A 24,041-nucleotide genomic window follows, 5' to 3' on the forward strand; every position below is an offset into this window, starting at 1 on the left:
CGCGCTCATTCGGCGTCGGGCTGCGCGCCGGGCTCTGCGGCCTTGAACGCATCGAGCGTCGACGCATGGTCGACGATCCGCTGGATCGTCGGATAGCGCGTCGTATCGATCGAGAAGCGGTTCGCATTGAACACCTGCGGCACGAGGCACACGTCGGCAAGCGTCGGCGTATCGCCGAAGCACAGCTTGCCGGTGCGCGGATCGCCCGCGAGACGCGTCTCGAGCGTCTCGAAGCCCGCCTCGATCCAGTGCCGGTACCACGCGTTCTTCGCCTCCTCGGGCACCTTCAGCGTGTGCTTCAGGTACTTCAGCACGCGCAGGTTGTTGAGCGGATGGATTTCGCACGCGATCTGCAGCGCGACCGCGCGCACATACGCGCGATCGACAGGCTGCTTCGGCAGCAGCGCCGGCTCCGGATGGGTTTCCTCGAGATACTCGATGATCGCGAGCGACTGCTGCAGCGTCGCGTCGCCGTCGGTCAGCGTCGGCACGACCGCATCCGGATTCAGCGCGCGGTATGCGTCCTTCAGTTGCTCGCCGCCGTCGCGCAGCATGTGCACGGGGACATAGTCGAACGGCAGCTGCTTCAGGTTCAGGGCGATCCGCACGCGGTACGACGCGGAACTGCGGAAATAGCTGTAAAGCTTCATGGGATGTCTCTCGTAGTCGTATTCGGCCGGCGACGGCACGGGCGCGGCGCAGCCGGCGCGCACCGCCGGGAATCAGAGTGTAGCGCGCCGCGTCGAGCGGCCTCGCCTGGCGGCAGCCGCACCCGTGCGATACTCGGGGCATTCCTCACCGCTCACAGCGCGGCCCGATGCCGGCCGCCCGCCCCACGCCCCGATGACCGCCTCCCACGATCCCGCCGCCGTTCCGTTCCCGTGCGCCCGCTTCATCAAGGAAATCGGCCGCGGCCCGCACGGCGCACGCGCGCTGTCCGCCGAGGACACGTTCGAGCTCTATCGCGCCATGCTCGACGCGCGCGTGTCGGATGTCGAACTGGGCGCGATCCTGATCGCCTATCGGCTGAAGGGCGAATCCGCCGACGAGCTGGCCGCGATGCTCGCGGCCGCGCAGGCGTCGTTCGAGCCGGTGCACGTGCAGGATGCCGCGTTCCGCCCCGTGTCGATCCCGAGCTACAACGGCGCGCGCAAGCAACCGAACCTCGTGCCGCTGCTCGCGCTGCTGCTCGCGCGCGAAGGCGTGCCGGTGCTCGTGCATGGCGTCGAGCGGGATCCGGGACGCGTGACGAGCGCGGAGATCTTCTCGGCGTTGTCGATCGCGCCGTCGACGTCGCACGATGCAATCGAGGACATGCTCGCCGAGCGCCGCGTCGCGTTCGCGTCGATCGAGGTGCTGGCGCCGCGCATCGCACGCCTGCTGTCGATGCGCAGCGTGCTCGGCGTGCGCAACTCGACGCACACGCTCGTGAAGATCCTGCAGCCGTTCGCGCCGGCCGGCCTGCGGCTCGTCAACTACACGCACCCGCCGTACCGCGACAGCCTGGCGCAATTGTTCCGCGACCATCCGGATGCCGCGCTCGGCGGCGCGCTGCTGGCACGTGGCACCGAGGGCGAAGCCGTTGCCGACACGCGGCGACAGGTGCAGGTCGACTGGCTGCACGACGGCGCGTGCGACACGCTGATCGAGGCCGAACGCTCGTCGACCGATGCGCCCCCGGTTCCCCTGCCCGAATCGCGCGATGCGGCCACGACGGCCGCATGGACCGACGCCGTATTGCGCGGCGAAGTGCCGGTGCCCGACACGGTCGCCCGGCAGGTCGCGACGATCGTGCAGATCGCCCGCATCGCACGCTGACGGCACGCTCGCGAACCGGCCCCGCTTGCGGGGCATTTGACACGCGAGCGCATCCTGGCATAGAGTTGCCGTCATGCGTTCCTTTCCGAACACCCTCCGAATTACCTCCGGCCGCCTAGCGCGGCCGCTATCGCTACGACTAGCCTAAGGCTTTCGTAGCGCCGTGTGCTGTCCGCACGGTCCCTCCCAGCAGTTCCTCGCCGTACCCCTCTCGTAGTTTTTACAACCCGAAGTCGTCAGCATTCGTCCGTCTATCCGTCGGCCGACTCGCGAAGATCATCCGCATCCGCAGCGCGTTCACGTGCCGCGGAGCGAGGCAGCGCCAACCGTCGCCCATGCCGCCCGTCTTCGCTCGCGACTTGAGACCCGAGGTCCAGAAGATGCAGCGCAATCCGCAAGACAAGTACCGTCCGTTCGAGCCCGTCCGCCTCAATGGCCGCAAATGGCCGTCGCGCACCATCGAGCGCGCGCCCGTCTGGATGAGCACCGACCTGCGCGACGGCAACCAGTCGCTGATCGAGCCGATGAGCATCGAGCAGAAGCTCGAGTTCTTCGAGATGCTGGTCGCGATCGGATTCAAGGAGATCGAAGTCGGTTTTCCGTCGGCGTCGCAAACCGACTTCGATTTCGTCCGCAAGCTGATCGACGACAAGCGGATTCCCGACGACGTGACGATCGAAGTGCTCGTGCAGGCGCGCGAGGACCTGATCGCCCGCACGTTCGACGCGCTCGAAGGCGTGCCGCGCGCGATCGTGCACCTGTACAACGCGGTGTGCCCGTCGTTCCGCCGCATCGTGTTCGGGATGTCGAAGGCCGACGTGAAGGCGCTCGCGATCGACGGCACGCGCATCATCAAGGAGCACGCCGCCGCGCGCCCCGACACGCAATGGACGTTCCAGTACTCGCCGGAAACCTTCAGCATGACCGAGCTGACGTTCGCGCGCGAAATCTGCGACGCGGTCGCGCAGACCTGGCGGCCGACCCGCGATCACAAGATGATCGTCAACCTGCCGGCCACCGTCGAAGCCGCGAGCCCGAACGTGTTCGCCGACCAGATCGAGTGGATGGACCGCAACCTCGCGTACCGCGACAGCATCGTGTTGTCCGTGCATCCGCACAACGATCGCGGCACCGCGGTCGCGGCGGCCGAACTCGCGCTGCTCGCGGGCGCCGACCGCATCGAGGGCTGCCTGTTCGGCAATGGCGAACGCACCGGCAACGTCGATCTCGTCACGCTCGCGCTGAATCTCTACACGCAGGGCATCGATCCGGGCCTCGATTTCTCCGACATCGACGCGGTGCGCCGCGTCGTCGAACGCTGCAACCAGATTCCCGTGCATCCGCGCCACCCGTACGCGGGCGACCTCGTGTTCACCGCGTTCTCGGGCTCGCACCAGGACGCGATCCGCAAGGGCTTCGCGCAGCAGCGCCCCGACGCGGCCTGGGAAGTGCCGTACCTGCCGATCGACCCGGCCGACCTCGGCCGCAGCTATGACGCGGTGATCCGCGTGAACAGCCAGTCCGGCAAGGGCGGCGCGACGTTCCTGCTCGAACGCGGGATGGGCTTCACGCCGACGCGCCGCGTGCAGATCGAATTCAGCCATGCGGTGCAGACGCTCGCCGACGCGTCCGGTGAGGAAGTGACGGGCGATGCGATCTGCGCGCTGTTCGCGCGCGAATTCTTCGACACCGACGGGCCGGCCGCGCGACACGGCAACGGCGCACGCTGGCAAAACCGCGAGATCGCGGCAGCGCCCGCGGCGGATACGACGCCCGACGAGGCCGTGCGACGTTTGGCCGCGGTATTCGCGGCGGCCGCCGGCGCGGCGATCGACGTCGCGTCGTGCGAACACGCCCGCACGACGGACGGACGAATCGCGGTATCGGTCGGCTGCCGGGTCGGCGATGCGCCGCTGCGGCACGGCGTCGGCCTGCACGCCGATGCGGCGAGCGCCGCGCTCGACGCGGTGGTCAGCGCGATCAACCGCTCGGCCTGGCACTGCGCGGATCGCCGCGCGGCGGCCTGAGCGGCGGGTTCCGTTTCAGGGTTCAAACGTCAGCGAGCGGGGCGTGACCGCCCGTGCGCCGCGCGATCCGCGCCGCACGAGGCAACAAAAAGCGGCTCAGAAGGCCGCTTCGGTCGGGACATGAAAAGGAGCGCCACGCGCGCTCATGTCTCGGTCGCGCACCGCGTCGCCTGCCACGCGAACAGGCTCCAGCGGCCCTGTTCGTGGGTGTGGACGGAGGTATAGGCAATCGGGAAGACCAGGCCGCCGTTGTTCGTTTCCATCTCGATCAACGCGCGCCCGGTGACGACGCAGGTTTCATCGCCGACGGGCAGCACGTCCTGCGACTGGATTTCGATCTGGCGATAGCGGCGGCGGCCGGCGACGATGGCGTCGATGAACTGCTGCTTGGTTTCGCGCTTGCCGTTGGTATGGACGAAGAACACCTTGTCCGACAAAAGCGTGTCGAGCGCCTCGCCGTCCCCGTCCACCATCGCCCGGAACCGATCGCGCTCGAGCGCGCGGATCGCATCGACCACCTTCGCCATCGCCTGACTCCTCGGCAACGCGCACGCCGTGCGCGGGCGTGCGGATCAGAAGTTGTACTGCAAGTAGAACTGGTGGAAATTTATACCAGGATTCGGCTCTTTGATACCCGCGTTAGACACATGTTCAAAACGGTAGCCGACCTGATACTGTTGCCGTTGGCCGAACTGCACGCCCACCCCCGCCGTCGGCGCGAACTGGAACGCGGTCCCCAACGAGAAGTGATCCGAGATCGTCGGGTGCGTCAGCAGCCTCACGCCGCCGCCGGCCTCGATGAACGGGCGGATCTCCCCGGCGCTCTTGATGAAGCGGAACATCGGCGTCACGCCGAATTCACCGATGCTGCTATGGACGTTGCCGCCCGTGTGCCAGTAGCCGGCATGCCCTTCGACGACGAACGCGAAGTGCCAGCCGCCGATTTCCCACCAGTTCCAGCCCGGATCCCACACCACGCCGAGATCGGCCTTGTCGACCCCGCGGCGATCCGAAAAACCGCCGCCCGCCTGAATCCCCCATCGATCCGCGCATGCGGCACCCGATCCGCCCAGAAGGGACGCCGCCAGCATCGCATGCAGCGCCAGCCGGCTGCGGGGCCGGCGATTCTTCTTATTGTTCATCTGTCACTCCAACTTTGTGGGTTGAATGGAGCCAGCCGCTTCGGCCGGCTCAAGCGAACTGAATGGTATGGTAAAGGACTTTTCGGATCGGCATCACAAAGCGAAATGGCTTGCTTCCGAAACGACAAAAATCGAAATCGTCTACCGTTTACCATCAGAAACAACGGCTTACGGAACTTCGCTTCGCGACCTGTGTCGCAGAATAGACTATCGACTCGACTTGCTCGATAGAAAAAGCGGGAACTCCGATGCCCACGCTTGCTCTAAGGAATTAGCACTCGGTTTCCGGGAGTGCTAAGATGGCTCCCGGAATCTCATCCGAGACCGGGGGTTTGTCCCTGATTCCAAAGGAGTTTTTTAGTGAGCAACGCCCTGACCCTCCCGAACACCCTGAGCCCCACGCCGGCCAAGGCCGCATCGGCAGGCTCGCTGGCGCTCGCAGCCCAATCGATGTTGCCGGGCCAGCTTGGCAACATCGACGCGTATATCCAGGCCGTCAATCGCATTCCGCTGCTGACGCCGGAAGAGGAACGCCAGTACGCGACCGAATTCCGCGAAGGCAACAACCTCGACTCGGCACGCCGCCTCGTGCTGTCGCACCTGCGGCTCGTCGTGTCGATCTCGCGCAACTATCTCGGCTACGGCCTCCCGCACGGCGACCTGATCCAGGAAGGCAACATCGGCCTGATGAAGGCGGTGAAGCGCTTTGACCCGGCGCAAAACGTGCGCCTGGTGTCGTACGCGATCCACTGGATCAAGGCCGAGATTCACGAGTACATCCTGCGCAACTGGCGCACGGTGAAGGTCGCGACGACGAAGGCGCAGCGCAAGCTGTTCTTCAACCTGCGCAGCCACAAGAAGGGCTTGCAGGCAATGACGCCCGAGGAAATCGACGGCCTCGCGAAGGAACTCAACGTCAAGCGCGAAGACGTGACCGAAATGGAAACGCGCCTGTCCGGTGGCGACATCGCGCTCGAAGGGCAGGTCGAGGACGGCGAGGAGTCGTACGCGCCGATCGCCTACCTGGCAGACTCGCACAACGAACCGACCGCCGTGCTGGCCGCGCGTCAGCGCGACACGCTGCAGACGGACGGCATCGCGCAGGCACTCGGCGCACTCGACGCGCGCAGCCGCCGCATCATCGAGGCGCGCTGGCTGCACGTCGACGACGACGGCTCGGGCGGCTCGACGCTGCACGATCTCGCTGCCGAGTTCGGTGTGTCGGCAGAGCGCATCCGCCAGATCGAGGCGAGCGCGATGAAAAAGATGCGCACCGCCCTCGCCGAATACGCGTAAATCGCTGCGATTTAGAGCGCTTCATCAAAAACCGCTGCCCGACCGGCAGCGGTTTTTTTTCGCCCTTTTCCCCCTGCTTTTCATTCGCCGCTTCGTTCGTTTCTCGGCGCGTTTCAGTGCGGATTAATTGACCTGATTCGTCAGGTAATAGGCCGTTTGGCGCCCCCTTCCGCATAACCTTGATCTGCCTCAAGTTTCGGCCCGGGTTTCGCGACGGTCTGCCGCAGCGCAGCACTCGGCATCGGAAAGCCGTGCTTTTAAAATTGGCATGTCAGGCGCAAAAGGATTAAAACAGCTTCACGGCCGTCATAAATCCGACGTAAAGTCGCCCCCAAATCAGACTTAAATCGATTCAGGATAATCACCTTGATCTCGATCAATAAAGAGCCTGCGCCACCTCCCGCGCGGCCGGCCGGTACGATCGGCTGGCGCGCGCGCATCGCCGCGTGGGCTCGCGGACCGACCCTCGCCCGCGACATCACCCTGGTGCTGATCGTCAAGCTGATCCTCCTGATGTCGCTCAAATACGCATTCTTCAATCATCCGCAGGCCAAGCACATGTCGTTGCCGCCTGCCGCTGTCGCCGAGAAGCTGCTCTCGGTACCGGCGCCTGCATCTACCGAGGGAGACCACCATGATAAGTAGTGAAGTCGTCGATCTGTCACGTCTGCAGTTCGGCATCACGGCGCTCTACCACTTCCTGTTCGTGCCGCTGACGCTCGGCCTGTCCTGGCTGCTCGTCATCATGGAAGCGGTGTACGTGATGACCGGCAAACAGGTCTACAAGGACATGACCCAGTTCTGGGGCAAGCTGTTCGGGATCAACTTCGCGATGGGCGTGACGACCGGCATCACGCTCGAATTCCAGTTCGGCACGAACTGGTCGTACTACTCGCACTATGTCGGCGACATCTTCGGCGTACCGCTCGCGGTAGAAGGCCTGATGGCGTTCTTCCTCGAATCGACGTTCGTCGGCCTGTTCTTCTTCGGCTGGAACCGCCTGTCGAAGGTCAAGCACCTGATGGTCACGTTCCTCGTCGCGCTCGGCTCGAACCTGTCCGCGCTGTGGATCCTGGTCGCGAACGGCTGGATGAACAACCCGGTCGGCGCCGAGTTCAACTACCAGACGATGCGCATGGAGATGACGAGCCTGTTCGACGTGCTGTTCAACCCGGTCGCGCAGGTGAAGTTCGTGCACACGGTGTCGGCCGGCTATGTGTCGGCGGCGATGTTCGTGCTCGGCGTGTCGTCGTGGTACCTGCTGAAGAAACGCGACATCGACTTCGCGCTGCGCTCGTTCGCGGTCGCGGCCGGCTTCGGCCTCGCGGCAACGCTCTGCGTGATCGTGCTCGGCGACGAATCGGGCTATACGACCGGCGAAGTGCAGAAGATGAAGCTCGCCGCGATCGAATCCGAATGGGAAACGCAGCCGGCACCCGCATCGTTCACGCTGATCGGCATCCCGAACCAGGAAGAACAGCGCACCGACTATGCGATCAAGATCCCGTACGCGCTCGGCCTGATCGCGACGCGCTCGATCGACGAACCGGTGATCGGCCTGCGCGAGCTCGCGAAGCACAGCGAGGAGCACATCCAGAGCGGGATGGTCGCGTACGGTGCGCTGCAGAAGATCAAGCAGGGCGATACGAGCGACGCGACCCGCGCGCTGTTCGACCAGCACAAGCAGTATCTCGGCTACGGGCTGATGCTCAAGCAGTTCACGCCGAACGTGGTCGACGCGACGCCCGAGCAGATCAAGGCCGCCGCGAAGAAGACGATCCCGCCGGTCGCGCCCGTGTTCTTCTCGTTCCGGATCATGGTGGCCCTCGGCTTCCTGTTCGTCGCGACGTTCGTCGCCGCGTTCTGGTTCTGCGCGCGCCGCGAACTGCTGCAGGACAACCGCCGCTGGTTCCTCCGCTATGCGGTGTGGGCGATCCCGCTGCCGTGGATCGCGATCGAATTCGGCTGGATCGTCGCCGAGCTCGGCCGCCAGCCGTGGACGATCGCCGGCGTGCTGCCGACGCACCTGTCCGCGTCGAGCCTGCAGCCGAGCGACCTGTACCTGAGTCTCGCGGGCTTCATCCTGTTCTATACCGCGCTGTTCGTCATCGAGATCAAGCTGATGTTCAAGTACGCGCGCCTCGGCCCGTCGTCGCTGCATACCGGCCGCTATCACCACGAAATCGCGGCCGCCAGCGAGCGCGCCCCGGCGTGAGCACGCACCTGAAACGGAACAAGGAATCGCTATGGACTATGCAACTCTCAAGCTGATCTGGTGGCTGCTCGTCGGCGTGCTGCTGATCGGCTTCGCCGTCACCGACGGCTTCGACATGGGCGCGACCGCGCTGCTGCCGTTCCTCGGCAAGACCGACGAGGAGCGCCGCATCATCGTCAACACCGTCGGCGCGACGTGGGAAGGCAACCAGGTGTGGCTGATCACGGCCGGCGGCGCGATGTTCGCGGCCTGGCCGCTCGTCTACGCGGCGTCGTTCTCCGGCTTCTACTTCGCGATGCTGCTCGTGCTGTTCGCGTTGTTCTTCCGGCCGGTGGGCTTCGACTACCGCAGCAAGCGGCCCGACCCGCGCTGGCGCGCAGGCTGGGACTGGGGCCTGTTCGCCGGCGGCTTCGTGCCGGCGCTCGTGTTCGGCGTCGCGTTCGGCAACCTGCTGCAAGGCGTGCCGTTCAAGTTCGACAGCGACCTGCGCGTGACCTACTACGGCGGCTTCTGGGCGCTGCTGAACCCGTTCGCGCTGCTGTGCGGGCTCGTCAGCCTGACGATGCTCGTCGCGCACGGTGCGGCCTTCATCAAGATGAAGACGGACGGCGTGATCGCGCGCCGTGCGTCGGTCGCGCTGCGCGTGGCGTCGTTCCTCGCGGTCGTGCTGTTCGTGCTGGCCGGCGTGCTGGTCGCGTCGACCATCGGCGGCTTCCACATCACGCACGCCGCACCGACCGACACCGTCGCGAACCCGCTGCTCAAGGACGTCGCCGCCGGCTCGGGCCTGTGGCTCGCGAACTACGGCGAATTCCCGTGGATGATCGCGGCGCCCGTCGTCGCGATCGCGGGTGGCCTGGTCGCGCTGCTGCTCGCCGGTTCGAAGCAGGAAAAGACGGTGTTCTTCTGCACCGGCCTGATGATCGCCGGCGTGATCCTGACCGCCGGCTTCTCGATGTTCCCGTTCATCATGCCGTCGTCGCTCGACCCGCGCAGCAGCCTGACCGTGTGGGATTCGACGTCGAGCCACATGACGCTGCAGGTGATGCTGTTCGCGGTGATCGTGTTCCTGCCGATCGTCCTGCTCTACACGGGCTGGGTGTATCGCGTGATGCGCGGCAAGGTCACGCGCGAGGTGCTCGAAGAGAACAAGCATTCGATGTATTGATGCTTTGAACCGGGCCGGGGCGCGCACGCGCCCTCGCCCACCGTTTCGCAAGGAGTCGGATCATGTGGTATTTCAGCTGGATTCTCGGTATCGGCGTCGCGCTGTCGTTCGGCATCGTCAATGCGATGTGGCTCGAAGCGCGGCAGAAGACGCAGGAAGCACGCGTTCGCCACGACTGACGCGCGCGGCCGGTCGCGCCGCCGCCGTCCCGAAGGAACCTCGCCTCGCGCGAGGTTTTTTTTCGTCCTGCCGGCTGGACATGCCCGCCCGAGCGATGCCAATTTAGCGCCAGATTGATACCACTTGAATACCAATAAAAGGTTTCATAAGATCTTTGGACACGGCCGCTGACAGGCCGAATCCTTCCGGGTGGGGGAGACATGCGAATCCCGTATGTGGCGCGCGCTGGCGCGCCGTCTCGTCGTCGGCGCGGGGCGGCCGGTCGTGCATCGTCGGCGAGTGCTGCCGTCATCGGCCGTGCAGGTCGCGCGCGCGCCTTTGCCGATGGGCACGTCGTCACGGCATCACCATCAGCAGCAGCCGCTGTCGTGCGCCGCCGATGAAGACGCGCACCCGCCCGCGCCGATCCGACCGGCACGCCTGCCCGCCACCCGTTCCGTAACGCACGCCCCGCGTGCCGACTGCGCGCGGGGCAGCCGCATCGCCCGCGCACCCTGTTGTCCCCGCAGCTCCGTTGAAAGACCCGTTCGCAGCGACGTCATCCCGTGACGCCGCTACGCCCCCTTTTGTCTCAGGAGTCCGCATGAACCGAACCTTGTCCACCCTGTTTGCCGGCCTGCTGATCGCGGCCCTGTCGCCGGTCGCGCTCGGCGCGCTGCCGGCGTCGAGCGCGGCGGTCGCGACGGCCGGCGCCGTCCGTCCCCCCGTGCCGCAGGCCGAGCTCGCGGCCCGGCTGTCGAACGGCCTCGCGTTGCGCGTCGCCGTCGACAACAATCACGCGGCCGCGGCCGGCGTGCCGTGCGCCGATCTCGGCGCCGACGGCGCGGCCTGCGCGACCGGCCGCCTGATCCTGCAGAACCGCGGCCACCAGGCGATCGCCGATGGCGGCTGGAAGCTCTACCTGCACAGCATCCGCCGCCTGCTGCGGATCGACCGCCCCGGCTTCGCGCTGCGGCGGCTCACCGGCGACCTGTACGAACTGACGCCGCAACCGGGCTCGGTGCGGCTGGCACCGGGCGAGCGCATCGAGCTGCCGTTCGTCGCCGAATACTGGCTGCTGCGCTACAGCGACGTGATCCCGCGCCCGTACGTGGTCGTCGACGGCGCACCGCCCGCCGTGCTTCGCTACAACGACACCGACGACGAACTGCGCTACGTCGAATCGCTGCCGGCCGATGCGCAGAACAACTCGACCGGCAACGCGCCGCCCGTGGCCGCGCGGCCCGACGCGAGCCGCGCGCTGCCGAGCGTGAAGCGCGAACAGCCGCTGCCCGGCACGCTCGACCTGCGCGGCGTCGAGCTCGCGCTGCCCGATCTGCCGGACACGCAAGTCGCAGCACTGCGCGAGCGCGCAACGACACTCGGTCTCGACGGCGCACGCGTGCCGGTGCGCGGTGCCGTCGCGCCGCGCCGGCTGCCGGCCGACATCGCGACGCCGGGCGGCTACCGGCTCGCGATCGGGCCGCGCGGCGTGCTGATCGAAGGCTACGATCGTGCCGGCCTCTACTACGGCGTGCAGACGCTCTACTCGCTCGCGCCCGCCGGCGGCGGCCCGATTCCGGCAATGCTCGTCGAGGATGCGCCGCGCTTCACGCATCGCGGAATGCACGTCGATCTCGCACGCAACTTCAAGCACCCGGCGACGCTGCGCCGGCTGATCGACCAGATGAGCGCGTACAAGCTCAACCGCCTGCACCTGCATCTGTCCGACGACGAGGGCTGGCGCATCGAGATTCCCGGCCTGCCCGAACTCACCGAGATCGGGGGGCGCCGCTGCCACGACCCGAGCGAGACGCGCTGCCTGCTGCCGCAACTCGGCTCCGGCCCGGACAACCGCTCCGGCGGCGGCTACCTGACGCGCGACGACTACGTGTCGCTGGTGCGCTACGCAGCCGCGCATTTCGTCGAGATCATCCCCGAGATCGACATGCCCGCGCATGCGCGGGCGGCCGTCGTGACGATGGAGGCACGCTACAAGCGGCTGCATGCGGCCGGTCGCGAGCAGGAAGCGAACGCATACCGGCTGATCGATCCGCAGGACACATCGAACCTGACGACGGTGCAGTTCTACGACCGGCGCAGCGACCTGAACCCGTGCGTGCCGGGCGCGCTCAATTTCGCGTCGAAGGTGATCCGCGAGATCGCGGCGATGCATGCCGACGCGCAGGCGCCGCTGCACACCTGGCACTACGGCGGCGACGAGGCGAAGAACATCTTCCTCGGCGGGGGCTTCCAGCCGCTGAACGGCACCGATCCGAACAAGGGGCGCATCGACCTCGCCGCGCAGGACAAGCCGTGGGCGCGTTCGCCCGCATGCACGGCACTGCTCCAGCGCGGCGAGATCAAGTCGATCGACGAGTTGCCGACACGTTTCGCGCAACAGGTGAGCGCGGCGGTCAGCGCGAACGGGATCGACACGATGGCCGCGTGGCAGGACGGCATCAAGCATGCGAACGGCCCGCAGGACTTCAGCACGCGCCACGTGATGGTGTCGCTGTGGGACACGATCTTCTGGGGCGCCTCGGACAGCGCGCGCGACCTGAGCGGCAAGGGCTACCTGACGGTGCTCGCGCTGCCCGACTACCTGTACTTCGACTTCCCGTACACGCTGAACCCGCGCGAGCGGGGCTACTACTGGGGCTCGCATGCGACGGACGAGTACAAGGTGTTCTCGCTCGCGCCGGAGAACCTGCCGCAGAACGCCGAAGTGATGGGCGACCGTGACGGCAACACGTTCGAGGTGACGGGCACGGGCCCCGCGCCGCGCATCGAAGGCATGCAGGGGCAGGCGTGGGGTGAGGTGATGCGCAACGACACCTTCCTCGAATACATGGCCTATCCGCGGCTGCTCGCACTGGCCGAACGCGCATGGCACCGGGCCGACTGGGAACTGCCGTACGCGGCCGGCGTGCGCTTCAGGCGCGGCGACACGCATCACGTCGACACGGCCGCGCTGCAGCGCGACTGGGCCGGCTTCGCGACGCTGCTCACGCAACGCGAATTGCCGAAGCTCGACCGCGCCGGCGTCGGTTACCGGAAGCCGACCTTCACGCTGACGAATCCGTGAACGGCTGAGCGGTTGCAGGGCTGAGCGACGGCGCGACGCAGGCGAACACATCGCGCCATCGCCCGCACCAAAGAAAAACGGCTTGCGACGCATCGCAAGCCGTTTTCGTTTTACCGACCGGCCCGAACCCGCAGCGCGGATCGGATCGGTTTCATCGCATCAGCATCAGGCCGGTTGTGCGGCCGCCCCGCTGCCCGACGGCGGCAGGCGCGCGCCGAGCTGTTCGGCATAGCGCGCCGCCGCGTTGCCGCAGACGATGTGGAACGTGTCGAGCGACACCCACGCGACGTCGAGCGCACCGAGACGCTCGCGATCGACCGCCGACGGATCGCGCACGACCACCCGCAGGCGCGTGGTCGCGACCGCGTCGAGCGACACGACGTTGGTCGCACCGCCGAACACCGCGAGCCAGCGCGTCGGCTCCGGATCGAGCGGGCCGGCGGCCGCGCCCGTGACGGGCTGTGCGGCGGCGGCCGTCGCCGTCGGTGCCGCTCCTGCCGCGCCGCTGCCGATGGCCGCACGCATCTCGTCGGCAATGATGTCGGCCTCCGGCCCGATGATCACCTGCACGCTGTTGCCGCCGCGCTTGAGCACGCCGCGCGCGCCGATCGACTTCAGTTCCGGCTCCGAGACCTTCTCCGGATCGACGACGGTCAGACGCAGGCGCGTCGTGCACGCGTCGACGACCGACAGGTTGCCTGCCCCGCCGAGCGCGGCGATGTAGCGTTGCGCACGCGGTGCGGCGGCAACCGCAGCGGCACCTGCAGCCGGCGCGACGAAGCCACCCGATGCATACGACTGCGCGGCCGCGTCGGCCGATGCCGGCTCACGGCCCGGCGTGGCCATGTTGAACTTGCGGATGAAGAAGCGGAACAGCCCGTAGTACGCGGCGCCGTACGCGATGCCGAGCGGGATCGCGATCCAGCCCTTCGTCGACAGCCCGTAGTTCAGCACGTAGTCGATCGCGCCGGCCGAGAACGTGAAGCCGAGCTTCACGCCGAGGATCTGGCAGATCGCGAGCGACAGGCCCGTCAGCACCGCGTGGATCACGTACAGCACCGGTGCGAGGAACATGAAGCTGAATTCGATCGGCTCGGTCACACCGGTCAGGAACGACGTGAGCGCCATCGAGAACAGCAGGCCGCCGACCATCGCGCGGCGTTCCTTCGGCGCTTCGTGCAGCATCGCCAGACACGCGGCCGGCAGGCCGAACATCATGATCGGGAAGAAGCCGGCCATGAAGGTGCCCGCGGTCGGGTCGCCCGCGAAGAAGCGGTGCAGGTCGCCGTGCACGATCTCGCCGCCGGCGGGCGGCGTGAAGTTGCCGAACACGAACCATGCGAGCGAGTTGATGATGTGGTGCAGGCCCGTGACGAGCAGCAGGCGGTTCAGGAAGCCGAACACGAACGCACCGATCGCGCCCGCCGTCGTCAGCCACTGGCCGGCCGCGTCGATCAGATGCTGGACCGGCTGCCACACGTACCCGAACGCGATGCCGAGTATCACGCACACCAGCCCCGTGATGATCGGCACGAACCGTTTGCCGCCGAAGAACGCGAGGTAGTCCGGCAGCTTGATGTCCTTGTAGCGGTTGTACAGCAGGCCCGCGACCACACCCGCGATGATCCCGGACAGCACGCCCATGTTCAGCTTGGGATCGATGTCCTTCATGATCGCGGTTTCGATCAGGTAGCCGATCGCGCCCGCGAGCGCCGCCACGCCGTTGTTGTCCTTCGCGAAACCGACCGCCACGCCGATCGCGAACAGCAGCGGCAGGTTGTCGAAGATCGCACCGCCGGCGTCGGCGATCATCTTGATGTTGAACACGTCCGGCTGGCCGAGTCGCAGCAGGATGCCGGCGACCGGCAATACCGCGATCGGCAGCATCAGCGCCCGGCCCAGGCCCTGTATTTTCAGAAACGGATTCCCGTTCATTCAGTCCTCCAATCCTTGTCTCGTCATTAATCGTCGTTGACCTAATTGCTTTCGTCTTGAAACCGGTCGCGAACCTGCCGTCGACGCTCAGTCGAGCGGCCAGACCTCGCGGCTTGCTGCCCTTACCGCCTGTGCCGAATCGAGCGCGAGCAGATCCTGCGCGCGCTGACGGCACAACTGGTAATCGAGACGGCGCACCCGCGCCTTGATGCCCGGCACCGATACGGGGTCGACCGACAGTTCGGTCACGCCGAGGCCCACCAGGATCGGCACCGCCAGCGGATCGCCGCCGAGTGCGCCGCACACGCCCACCCACTTGCCGTGCTTCGCGGCGCCGCGCACCGCGATGTCGATCAGGCGCAGCACCGCCGGATGCAGGCCGTCGGATTGCGCGGCCAGGTCGGCCTGGCAACGGTCCATCGCGAGCGTGTATTGCGTCAGGTCGTTGGTGCCGATCGACAGGAAATCCGCGTGCTGCGCGAGCTGGTCGGCCAGCAGCGCGGCGGACGGCACCTCGATCATCACGCCGACCTCGATCGGCTCGGTGCGGCCCTGGGCGCGCGCGAATTCGTCGATGCGCTTTTTCAGGCGCACGAGCTCGCCCGCGTCGGTCACCATCGGCAGCAGGATGCGCACCGCGCCGAACGGCTTCACCGCGAGCAGGCCCTGCAGCTGATCGTCGAGCAGATCGGGGCGCACCTGCGCGAGACGGATGCCGCGCAGGCCGAGCGCCGGGTTCGGTTCGGGCGGCAGCGTCAGGTAGTCGACCTCCTTGTCGGCGCCGACGTCGAGCGTGCGGATGATCGCCGTGCGGCCCTGCAGCGCGTCGACGATCGACTGGTAGCTCTGCTGGTGCTCGACGACCGTCGGCGCGGCCTGGCGATGGATGAACATCAGTTCGGTACGCAACAGGCCGACCGCGTCGGCGCCGTTGTCGACCGCGGTGTTCGCGTCGTCGAGCGTCGCGATGTTCGCGGCGACCTCGATCGCGCGGCCATCGACGGTCGCGGCCGCTTCACCTGCCAGTTGCCGGTTCGCCTCGCGCACGCCGTCCAGGCGCTGGCGTTCGTGCCGCGCGCGTTCGACGTCGAGCGCGGTCGGTGCGTGTTCGAGCCGGCCCGCACTTGCATCGACGACGACCTGCGTGCCGTCCGGAATCGCGTACAGCGCATCGCCGACCGCAACCAGCGCCGGAATGCCGAGCTGCCGCGCGATGATCGCCGCGTGCGACGTCGCGCCGCCGCGCGCCATCACGAGCGCGGTCACGCGCTGGCGATCGAGCGACGACAGGTCGGACGGCGTGAACTCCTCGGCCGCGAGCACCGCTTCGTCGGGCAGCGCACGTGCAGCGCCATTCGTATGACCGAGCGCGCGCAGCACGCGCTTCTCGATGTCGCGCAGGTCGGCCGCGCGTTCGGCGAGCAGCGCATCGTCGAGCTTCGACAGCGTGTCGATCTGCGTGCGGATCGTCGCGCGCCACGCGAAGCCCGCGCTCTTGCCGAGGCTGATCAGGTCGCGCGCCGCGTCGATCAGCGTTGGGTCTTCCAGCAGCACGCGGTGCACCGCGAAGATGCCCGCTTCGCCGACCGCGCCGCGCGCCGACGCGTTGCGCACCGTTTCGTCGAGTTCGGCGTCGACGGCCTTCAGCGCCTGGTCGAGCTGGCGGCTTTCCGTGGCCGGCGTGCCGGCAGCCTGCTCGGGCGGCACGATTTCCGCATCGTCGAGGCGCACCAGCGTGCCGACCGCGATGCCGGGCGCCGCGCACACGCCTGCGAGCGTGTTCGGGTCGATCGGTGCGCCGTCGCGCGGAGCACCGACGTTGCGTGTGAGCGTCTGCGGCGCGGGCGACTTCAGCCGCGCCGGCTTTTCCTCGACTTCGCCGTGCGCTTCGCGCAGCAGCTCGTGCTCGACCGCATCGACAGCCTGCTGCGCATGCGCGCCACGGCCGACCAGTTCGACCGTCGCGCCTTCGCCGGCGCCGAGGCCGAGCAGGCCGACGACGCTCGCGATCGACGCCTTGCGGCCGTCGAACAGCACGTCCACGGTCGCGTCGAACCCGCGCACGGCTTCACGCGCCCGCGCGGCCGGCCGCGCATGCAGGCCGCCCGGTTGCGCCAGCACGATTTCACGGCGCACTTCGTTCTGCGCGGCGGCGCCGGCTTGCGCCGCCTGCACGGCCGCTTCGCCCTTGCCACGCAGCACGAGCAGCGGCGTCTCGCCGGCGGTCGCGAAGCCGCTGGCACGATCGACGACCTCGAACGCATCCGAGTTGGCGATCGCGATCACCGATACGAGCGAATGCGCGCTGCGCGCCACCGCGTCCTGGTCGAACTCGATCAGCAGCGTGCCGGCCTCGACACGCGCGCCGGCCTCGACGTGCGCGATGAAACCCTGTCCGTTCAGCTCGACCGTGTCGATGCCGATGTGCAGCAGCACTTCCGCGCCTTGCGGCGTCGTGATCGTCACCGCGTGGCCCGTGCGCGCGAGATGCGACACGACGCCCGCGCACGGTGCGACGAGCTGGCCCGCGAGCGGGTCGATACCGATGCCGTCGCCGAACATCCCGCCGGAGAACACTGGATCGGGCACGTCGGCCAGCGCGACGATCGGCCCCGTCAGGGGGCTAAGCAGGACGATCTGATCGTGGGTGGGGCTCTTCAACTGGGACTCCTCGGCGCGTCTCATCGGCGGTCTCGGCTATCAGTGCGTTTCGGTGACTTTGTTCAGGTGGCGCGGCGTGTCGGGATTGCGGCCGCGCGCAACGGCGAGATCCGCCGCCATCACGTAGAACGAAAGAATGGCGGCGATCGGGTCGAGCGCCGAATGGGCGGACTGCGCGAGCGGCAGCGTCGCGCCGGGTATGCCGGCGGGCGCGGCGAGCAGCACCGCGGCGCCGCGGGCGCGCATGTCCGCGGCAAGCTGCAGCAGGCCGGCCTGTTCAGGCCCCGGCGGAGCGAACACGAGCAGCGGATAGTCGCGGTCGATCAGCTCCATCGGGCCGTGACGGACTTCGGCGCTCGAGAACGCCTCGGCCTGGATGCCGGACGTCTCCTTCAGCTTCAGCGCGGCTTCCTGCGCGATCGCGAGGCCCAGGCCGCGGCCGATCACGATCATCCGCTCGACACCCGCCAGCGCGGCCACCGCCTGCGACCAGTCGAGCTGACCGGCCTGCGCGAGCACATCGGGCAGGCCGCGCAGTGCGGTCATCAGCGCGGCGTCGCGCTGCCAGTACGCGACGATCTGCGCGGACAGCGACAGCATCGCGATATAGCTCTTCGTCGCGGCCACCGACAGTTCGGGGCCGGCGAGCAGCGGCAGCTGGTGCTCGCACGCGTCGGCGAGCGGCGACGGCAGCACGTTCACGGCCGCGACGGTGCGCGCGCCGGCTTCGCGCAGCGCGGCCATCGTATTGACGAGATCGGGGCTCTTGCCCGACTGGGAGAAGGCGATCGCGAGCTGGTCCTGCACCTTCAGCGGCGCCTGCTGCAGCGTCGCGACCGACATCGGCAGCGACGCGACCGGCACGCCGAGGCGGCTCATCGTCAGGCTCGCGAAATAGCTCGCGGCGTGATCCGAGCTGCCGCGTGCGACCGTCAGCGCGACGGCCGGCGGGTGATCGAGCAATTGGCCGGCGAGCGCTTCGACGCGCGTCGTGTCGGCGATCTGCGCGGCGACGACCTGGGCGGACTCGCGCGCTTCCTTAAGCATATTCGACAATCGATTCTCCTTCGACGTAGGTCGCGGTGAGGTTCAGGTCGCGGTCGAACACCGCGAGGTCGGCCCATGCGCCGCGCTCGAGGCGGCCGCGATCGGCGACGCCGAGGTAGTCGGCCGCATAGCGCGACATCCGGTTCGACACGTCGGCGATCGGCAGGCCGAGCGACACGAGGTTGCGCAGCGCCTGGTCCATCGTCAGCGTGCTGCCGGCGAGCGTGCCGTCGGCGAGGCGCACGCCGCCGAGGCACTTCGTCACGTGCTGGCTGCCGAGTCGGTATTCGCCGTCGGGCATGCCGGTTGCGGACGTGCTGTCGGTCACGACGTACAGGCGCGGGATCGCGCGCAGCGCAGCACGAATCGCGCCCGGGTGGACGTGCAGCAGGTCGGGGATGATTTCCGCGTATTCGGCGTGGGCAAGCGCCGCCCCCACCAGGCCCGGGTTGCGGTGATGCAGCGGCGACATCGCGTTGAACAGGTGCGTGAAACCGCACGCGCCGTGCTTGAGCGCGGCCACCGCGTCGTCGTAGGTCGCGAGCGAATGGCCGAGCTGCACGCGCACGCCGCGCGCGGCCATCTCGCCGATGATCTCGATGTGGCCGGCGATTTCCGGCGCGAGCGTGACGACGCGGATCGGCGCGATCGACAGGTACTTCAGCACTTCGTCGAGCACGGCCGACACGGCCGCGTCGGGTTGCGCGCCGAGCTTGCCGGGGTTGATGTACGGGCCTTCGAGGTGCACGCCGAGCACGCGCGCGCCGCCCGGCGTGCGGGTGCGCGCGACGGTGCCGAGGTTCGCGACGACCTGCATCAGTTCGTCGCGCGGCGCGGTCATCGTCGTCGCGAGCAGGCTCGTCGTGCCGAATTGCGCGTGCGTGCGGGCGATCGTCTCGATCGCGTCGCCGCCTTCCATCACGTCGGCGCCGCCGCCGCCATGCACGTGCAGGTCGATGAAGCCGGGCAGGATGTAAGGCGCGTCGTTCTTCGCGGGATCGACGGGCGTGCCGTCGAGGGTCGTGATGCGGCCATTCTCGCTATCGAGCGAACCGTGAATCCAGCCGTCGGGGGTAAGGATGTTTCCAGTCAGCATGACGTTCTCTTGATGATCTGGTGACGCGGGCATCCGCGTCGTGATTTGCCAATCCGTGTCGTTGCTTCACGCGTGTCGCGCGCGGGCAGTCTCGCGCGTCAGCGTTTCAGTTCGGCGACGAAGTCGTAGTAATCGTCGCGGCAATACGTTTCACTCACTTCGATCGCGCGCTGGTCGGCGCCGTAGCCGATCCGCGTGATCACCAGCAGGGCCGAGCCCGGCTTCACCGCCATCCATTTCGCGATCGCGTGCGTCGCGTTCGCCGCGCGAAAGTGCTGCAGCGCGCGCACGACGGTCATGCCGCGCGCTTCGAGGTATTCGTACAGCGACGCGCCGAGCACCTGCGGATCGGGCACCACCGCGGCCGGCAGCGTCGAGTGCTCGACGGCCATCACGATGCCGTCCGCGCGGCGCAGCCGTTCGAGCCGCGCCACCGTCGCGCCGGGCGCGAGGCCGAGCCGCGTGATCTCGTCGCGGTTTGCGGCACGCAGCGTGCGCGACAGCCACACCGAATCGGGCACGAAGCCGCGCTGCTGCATCTTCGCGGTGAAGCCGACGAGACGCGACAGCGGATCGGCGACGCGCGGCGTGATGAAGCTGCCCGCGCCGCGCGCCCGCTTGATCAGCCCCTGTTCGACCAGCAACGCGAGGGCGCGACGGGCCGTGATCCGCGACACGCCGACCGACACCGACAGCAGCCGTTCCGACGGCAGCGCCTCGCCGGCCCGCCACGCGCCGGCGTGGATCGCGCTCGCCAGGTTGCGGGCGAGCTGCAGATAGAGCGGCGTGTCGCTGAGGGGATCGGGCGCCAGTTCGGACCAGCCGGTTTCCATGTGCCTCCGGGTGTCGGACGACGACCGCAGGCCGTCGAAAGTGAGGGCATTATATAACCACAATAATACCAGTCAACGAACTGGTATTAGTGGCGCCGAAATCGCCGGAAGCCTTGTCCGGCAAGCGTTTTAGTTCCCACAAACCCTTTGTTTACAACGAAGTACGAGGTAGGGATTTACCCGGATTGGTATGCAAGGGGACAGTTCCAGTATGTGGTTCGGCCTGGTTTGGGGCGCTAATATGAGACCTGGATAGAACCAGTTTGGCCAACTGGTATGCACGGGTGGCGAGGCAACGCGCGTTCGGCGGCGCGCCGGTTGCGTCAGTGGAATCAGTGGAATTCGCGGCTCGACGTGCGCAGGCCGCCGAGCAGCGGCGTCAGATCCTCGAAATGCTGCACGACGAGGTGCCTCACGTCGCTCGCGACCTGCCACACGCCGGATGCGGCAAGCAGCCGCGAATCGAGGGTTTCGCGGCGCTGCCGCGCGAGCAGCTCGGGCCGGACGATCAGGTTCACGCAGCCCGTTTCGTCCTCGAGCGTCATGAACATCACGCCTTTCGCGGTGCCCGGCATCTGCCGCGCGGTCACGAGCCCGCACGCACGCGCGAGCCGGCCGTCGGGGCGGTCGTGCAATTCGGCCGCGGACGACAGCCGCCGCGCGCGCAGTTCGGGCCGCAGCAGCGCGACGGGGTGGCGGTTCAGCGTGAGGCCGGTGGTGTGATAGTCGGCGAGGATGTCGTCGGCTTCCGACGGCGCGCCGAGCGCGGGCTTCTCCGCTTCGTCGATCGGCGCGGTCGCGAGCAGGTCGCGTTCGGGGGCGGCTGCAACCGCTTGCCAGAGCGCATCGCGGCGATGGCCGGCGAGCGTCGCAAGCGCGTTCGCGGCGGCGAGCGCTTCGAGATCGCGGCGTTCGAGCTGCGCGCGGCGTGCGAGGGTGTCGACGTTGTCGAACCGGCCGGCCGTGCGCGCGGCTTCGATGCGGCGTGCGGCGGCTTCGCCGAGCCCGCGCACGAGCGACAGGCCGAGCCGCACGGCCGGCTGACCGTGCGGCGGCGGCTGGTCGGGCAGCGCTTCCAGCGATGCTTCCCAGTTGCTTTGCGTCACGTCGATCGGCAGCACCCGCACGCCGTGCCGCTTCGCGTCCTGCACGAGTTGCGACGGCGGGTAGAAACCCATCGGCTGGCTGTTCAGCAGCGCGGCGAGGAAGATCGCCGGTTCGTGGCATTTGAGCCAGCTGCTGGCGTACGCGAGTTTCGCGAAGCTGGCTGCGTGGCTTTCGGGAAAGCCGTATTCACCAAAGCCTTTGATCTGTTCGAAGATCTGTTCGGCGAATTCACGTGTGTAGCCTCGTTCGAGCATGCCGTGGACGATCTTGTCGTGGTACTTCTCGAGATTGCCCTTGCGCTTCCATGCAGCCATTGCGCGGCGCAGATCGTCCGCTTCGCCGGGCGTGAAACCGGCCGCGACGATCGCAATCTGCATCACCTGTTCCTGGAAGATCGGCACGCCAAGCGTACGCTTGAGCACTTCCTTGAGCGCGTCGCTCGGGTAAGTCACCTCGCCCTCCTCTTCGCCCGCCATGATCCTGCGCCGCTTCAGATACGGATGCACCGCGCCGCCCTGAATCGGGCCGGGCCGCACGATGGACACCTGGATCACGAGATCGTAGTAGTTGCGTGGCCGCAGTCGCGGCAGCATCGACATTTGCGCGCGCGATTCGATCTGGAACACGCCGACCGTATCGGCGCGACAGATCATGTCGTAGGTCTTTTTGTCATCCTGAGGAATATGCTCCAGTGTGAATGGCTTCCCATCAGGCAGCGGTGGCCCGCGCCACGCAGTGCGCAGGTCGAATGCGCGATGCAGGGCGGACAGCATGCCGAGCGCGAGCACGTCGACCTTCATCAGCCTGAGCGATTCGAGATCATCCTTGTCCCACTGGATCACGCGTCGCCCATCCATCGCGGCGTTCTCGACCGGTACGAGCCGCGTAAGCTTGCCGCGGCTGATCACGAAACCGCCCGAGTGCTGTGACAGATGACGCGGAAAATTGAGGAGCCGCGCGGCAAGTTTGGCCCATGACTGGATGAGCGGCGTCTCGGGATCGAGCCCGATCGTCGAGAATTGCTGCAGCAGGTCGCGGCTACCATCGAACCAGCGATGCCCCTTCGCGACACGATCGACCAGCATCGGATCGACGCCAAGTGCCTTGCCGGTTTCGCGCAGCACGCCGCGCGGACGGTAAGTCGATACGGCCGCCGCGAGTGCGGCACGATTCTTTCCGTATTTTTTGTAGATGTGTTGAATCACCTCTTCCCGACGCTGATGCTCGAAGTCGACGTCGATATCGGGCGGCTCACCCCGTTTCTCGCTGATGAAACGCTCGAACAGCATCGTGCTCTGATCGGGATTGACTTCGGTAATGCCAAGGCAATAGCAAACCACCGAATTAGCCGCCGAACCTCGCCCTTGACACAGGATGTTCTGACTACGTGCGTACTTGACGATGTCATAGACAGTCAGGAAGAACGGCTCATAGCTGAGCTTTGCGATCAACGTCAATTCATAGTCGATTCGTTCCCAGACATGCTCTGGCACATCTCCGGAATAGCGACGACGCGCGCCCGCCCTGGTTTCCTGTGCCAGATAACTCGTTGGCGTATGACCTTCGGGCACGATCTCGTCGGGATACTCGTAGCGCAGCGTGTCGAGTTCGAAGTGACACGCATCGAGAATCGCGCACGTCTGCGCAATCTCCTCCGGCGAGAACAGATTCCCGATCCGGTTCCGCCCGCGCAAATGCTGTTCCGCATTCGGCGCAAGCGCATACCCGCACTCGGAAACCGGCATGCCGACGCGAATCGCCGTCATCACGTCCTGCAGTTCCTTGCACGAGCGCCGGTGCATCGTCACGTCGCCCAGCGCGACGACACGCACGCCACGCCGCTCGCCGGCCGCACGAATCTCCTCGCGCTGCGCACCGTCCAGCGCGCGCTGCAGTTGCACGAGCCCGAGCCGCGCCCGCTCGCCGAACGTCGCGCGAAACCACGCGACCTGCGCATCGAGCACATCGGCACGTACCGGATACGTCGGCACGAGGATCGCGAAGCAGTCAGGCATGCCGCGCAAATGCGCAAACTCCGCAGGCGGCGCCGACAGCATCCGCGACGTCAGCTTGTAAGTCCCCTTCGGCGACGCCATCCTCCGCCACGAAATCAGCTCGGACAGGTTGCCGTAGCCCTCGCGGTTCTGCGCCAGCAACACGAGCCCGAACGCGCCGGGGCCCGGATCGTGGCCGGGCGCGACTTCATCCGGCGTGACATCGAAATACGACCCGATGACGAGCGGCAGCCCCTTCGCCTTCGCCGCGACGTGCATGCGCGGCGCGCCTGCAAGCGAGCATTCGTCGGTGATCGCGATCCCGCGATAGCCGAGCTCGGACGCGCGCTCGACCAGTTCCTCCGCATGCGACGCGCCATGCAGGAACGAAAAGTTCGAACGGCAGAACAACTCCGCGTAATCGGGCAGCCAGCTGAATTCCGCAACCATGACCG

17 protein-coding genes are annotated in these 24,041 nt (G+C 67.2%); 8 read left to right on the plus strand and 9 right to left on the minus strand.

Annotated elements, in window-relative coordinates:
* Positions 1–5: 5 nt before the first annotated feature.
* Positions 6–650 (minus strand): maleylacetoacetate isomerase, encoded by a 645-nt coding sequence (gene maiA / locus CFB41_RS14965; RefSeq protein WP_089457208.1) that lies wholly within the window; start codon positions 648–650, stop codon positions 6–8.
* 193 nt (positions 651–843) lie between these two features.
* On the opposite strand from maiA, the gene ybiB reads away from it, so the two are divergent.
* Together ybiB and leuA are read left to right on the plus strand one after the other, a co-directional pair.
* On the plus strand, positions 844–1,818 hold the full coding sequence (ybiB, locus tag CFB41_RS14970; protein WP_089456960.1) for a DNA-binding protein YbiB: 975 nt from the start codon (positions 844–846) through the stop codon (positions 1,816–1,818).
* A 380-nt stretch (positions 1,819–2,198) separates the two neighbouring features.
* Complete coding sequence (gene leuA, locus CFB41_RS14975) at positions 2,199–3,845, plus strand: 2-isopropylmalate synthase (protein WP_089456961.1); 1,647 nt, start codon at positions 2,199–2,201, stop codon at positions 3,843–3,845.
* A 143-nt stretch (positions 3,846–3,988) separates the two neighbouring features.
* On the opposite strand, the gene CFB41_RS14980 is transcribed toward leuA, so the two are convergent.
* Positions 3,989–4,372 (minus strand): nuclear transport factor 2 family protein, encoded by a 384-nt coding sequence (locus CFB41_RS14980; RefSeq protein ID WP_039346091.1) that lies wholly within the window; start codon positions 4,370–4,372, stop codon positions 3,989–3,991.
* Positions 4,373–4,417: 45 nt separating this feature from the next.
* Positions 4,418–4,987 (minus strand): lipid A 3-O-deacylase PagL, encoded by a 570-nt coding sequence (gene pagL, locus CFB41_RS14985; RefSeq protein ID WP_089456962.1) that lies wholly within the window; start codon positions 4,985–4,987, stop codon positions 4,418–4,420.
* A gap of 360 nt (positions 4,988–5,347) precedes the next feature.
* Here pagL and rpoH point away from each other — a divergent pair, with 360 nt between their 5' ends.
* From rpoH to CFB41_RS15025, 6 genes are all read left to right on the plus strand, one after another.
* Complete coding sequence (gene rpoH / locus CFB41_RS14995; RefSeq protein WP_089426365.1) at positions 5,348–6,283, plus strand: RNA polymerase sigma factor RpoH; 936 nt, start codon at positions 5,348–5,350, stop codon at positions 6,281–6,283.
* 360 nt (positions 6,284–6,643) lie between these two features.
* Positions 6,644–6,928 (plus strand): cytochrome oxidase putative small subunit CydP, encoded by a 285-nt coding sequence (gene cydP / locus CFB41_RS15000; protein ID WP_179243673.1) that lies wholly within the window; start codon positions 6,644–6,646, stop codon positions 6,926–6,928.
* Positions 6,918–8,498 carry a cytochrome ubiquinol oxidase subunit I gene (locus tag CFB41_RS15005; protein ID WP_089456964.1) on the plus strand — a complete coding sequence of 527 codons (1,581 nt, stop codon included), beginning with the start codon at positions 6,918–6,920 and terminating at the stop codon, positions 8,496–8,498. The genes cydP and CFB41_RS15005 overlap by 11 nt, the downstream gene beginning before the upstream one ends.
* Before the next feature lie 31 nt (positions 8,499–8,529).
* Positions 8,530–9,666, plus strand: coding sequence for a cytochrome d ubiquinol oxidase subunit II (cydB, locus tag CFB41_RS15010; protein WP_089456965.1), 1,137 nt, complete (start codon positions 8,530–8,532; stop codon positions 9,664–9,666).
* Between the two features lie 62 nt (positions 9,667–9,728).
* Positions 9,729–9,845, plus strand: coding sequence for a cytochrome bd-I oxidase subunit CydX (gene cydX / locus CFB41_RS15015; protein ID WP_011353251.1), 117 nt, complete (start codon positions 9,729–9,731; stop codon positions 9,843–9,845).
* A gap of 584 nt (positions 9,846–10,429) precedes the next feature.
* Positions 10,430–12,913, plus strand: a complete 2,484-nt coding sequence (locus CFB41_RS15025) for a family 20 glycosylhydrolase (RefSeq protein WP_089456966.1) — start codon at positions 10,430–10,432, stop codon at positions 12,911–12,913.
* Between the two features lie 165 nt (positions 12,914–13,078).
* Here the strand turns inward: CFB41_RS15025 and nagE are convergent, their stop codons facing one another.
* The 6 genes from nagE to CFB41_RS15055 all read right to left on the minus strand — a co-directional run bounded on the left by nagE (position 13,079) and on the right by CFB41_RS15055 (position 24,036).
* Positions 13,079–14,848 (minus strand): N-acetylglucosamine-specific PTS transporter subunit IIBC, encoded by a 1,770-nt coding sequence (gene nagE, locus CFB41_RS15030; RefSeq protein WP_089456967.1) that lies wholly within the window; start codon positions 14,846–14,848, stop codon positions 13,079–13,081.
* An 87-nt stretch (positions 14,849–14,935) separates the two neighbouring features.
* Positions 14,936–17,533, minus strand: a complete 2,598-nt coding sequence (gene ptsP / locus CFB41_RS15035; protein ID WP_089456968.1) for a phosphoenolpyruvate--protein phosphotransferase — start codon at positions 17,531–17,533, stop codon at positions 14,936–14,938.
* A gap of 15 nt (positions 17,534–17,548) precedes the next feature.
* The gene (locus CFB41_RS15040) at positions 17,549–18,556 is read right to left on the minus strand and encodes an SIS domain-containing protein (RefSeq protein WP_179250069.1); all 1,008 of its coding nucleotides are present in this window, start codon (positions 18,554–18,556) and stop codon (positions 17,549–17,551) included.
* Complete coding sequence (nagA, locus tag CFB41_RS15045; RefSeq protein ID WP_089426373.1) at positions 18,549–19,652, minus strand: N-acetylglucosamine-6-phosphate deacetylase; 1,104 nt, start codon at positions 19,650–19,652, stop codon at positions 18,549–18,551. The genes CFB41_RS15040 and nagA overlap by 8 nt, the downstream gene beginning before the upstream one ends.
* A gap of 98 nt (positions 19,653–19,750) precedes the next feature.
* Positions 19,751–20,485, minus strand: coding sequence for a GntR family transcriptional regulator (locus CFB41_RS15050; protein ID WP_043187255.1), 735 nt, complete (start codon positions 20,483–20,485; stop codon positions 19,751–19,753).
* Positions 20,486–20,817: 332 nt separating this feature from the next.
* Positions 20,818–24,036, minus strand: coding sequence for an error-prone DNA polymerase (locus CFB41_RS15055; protein WP_089456969.1), 3,219 nt, complete (start codon positions 24,034–24,036; stop codon positions 20,818–20,820).
* Between the last annotated feature and the right edge of the window lie 5 nt (positions 24,037–24,041).

Origin of the sequence: Burkholderia sp. AU33803, from assembly GCF_002223095.1 — a bacterium.
Classification (GTDB): domain Bacteria; phylum Pseudomonadota; class Gammaproteobacteria; order Burkholderiales; family Burkholderiaceae; genus Burkholderia.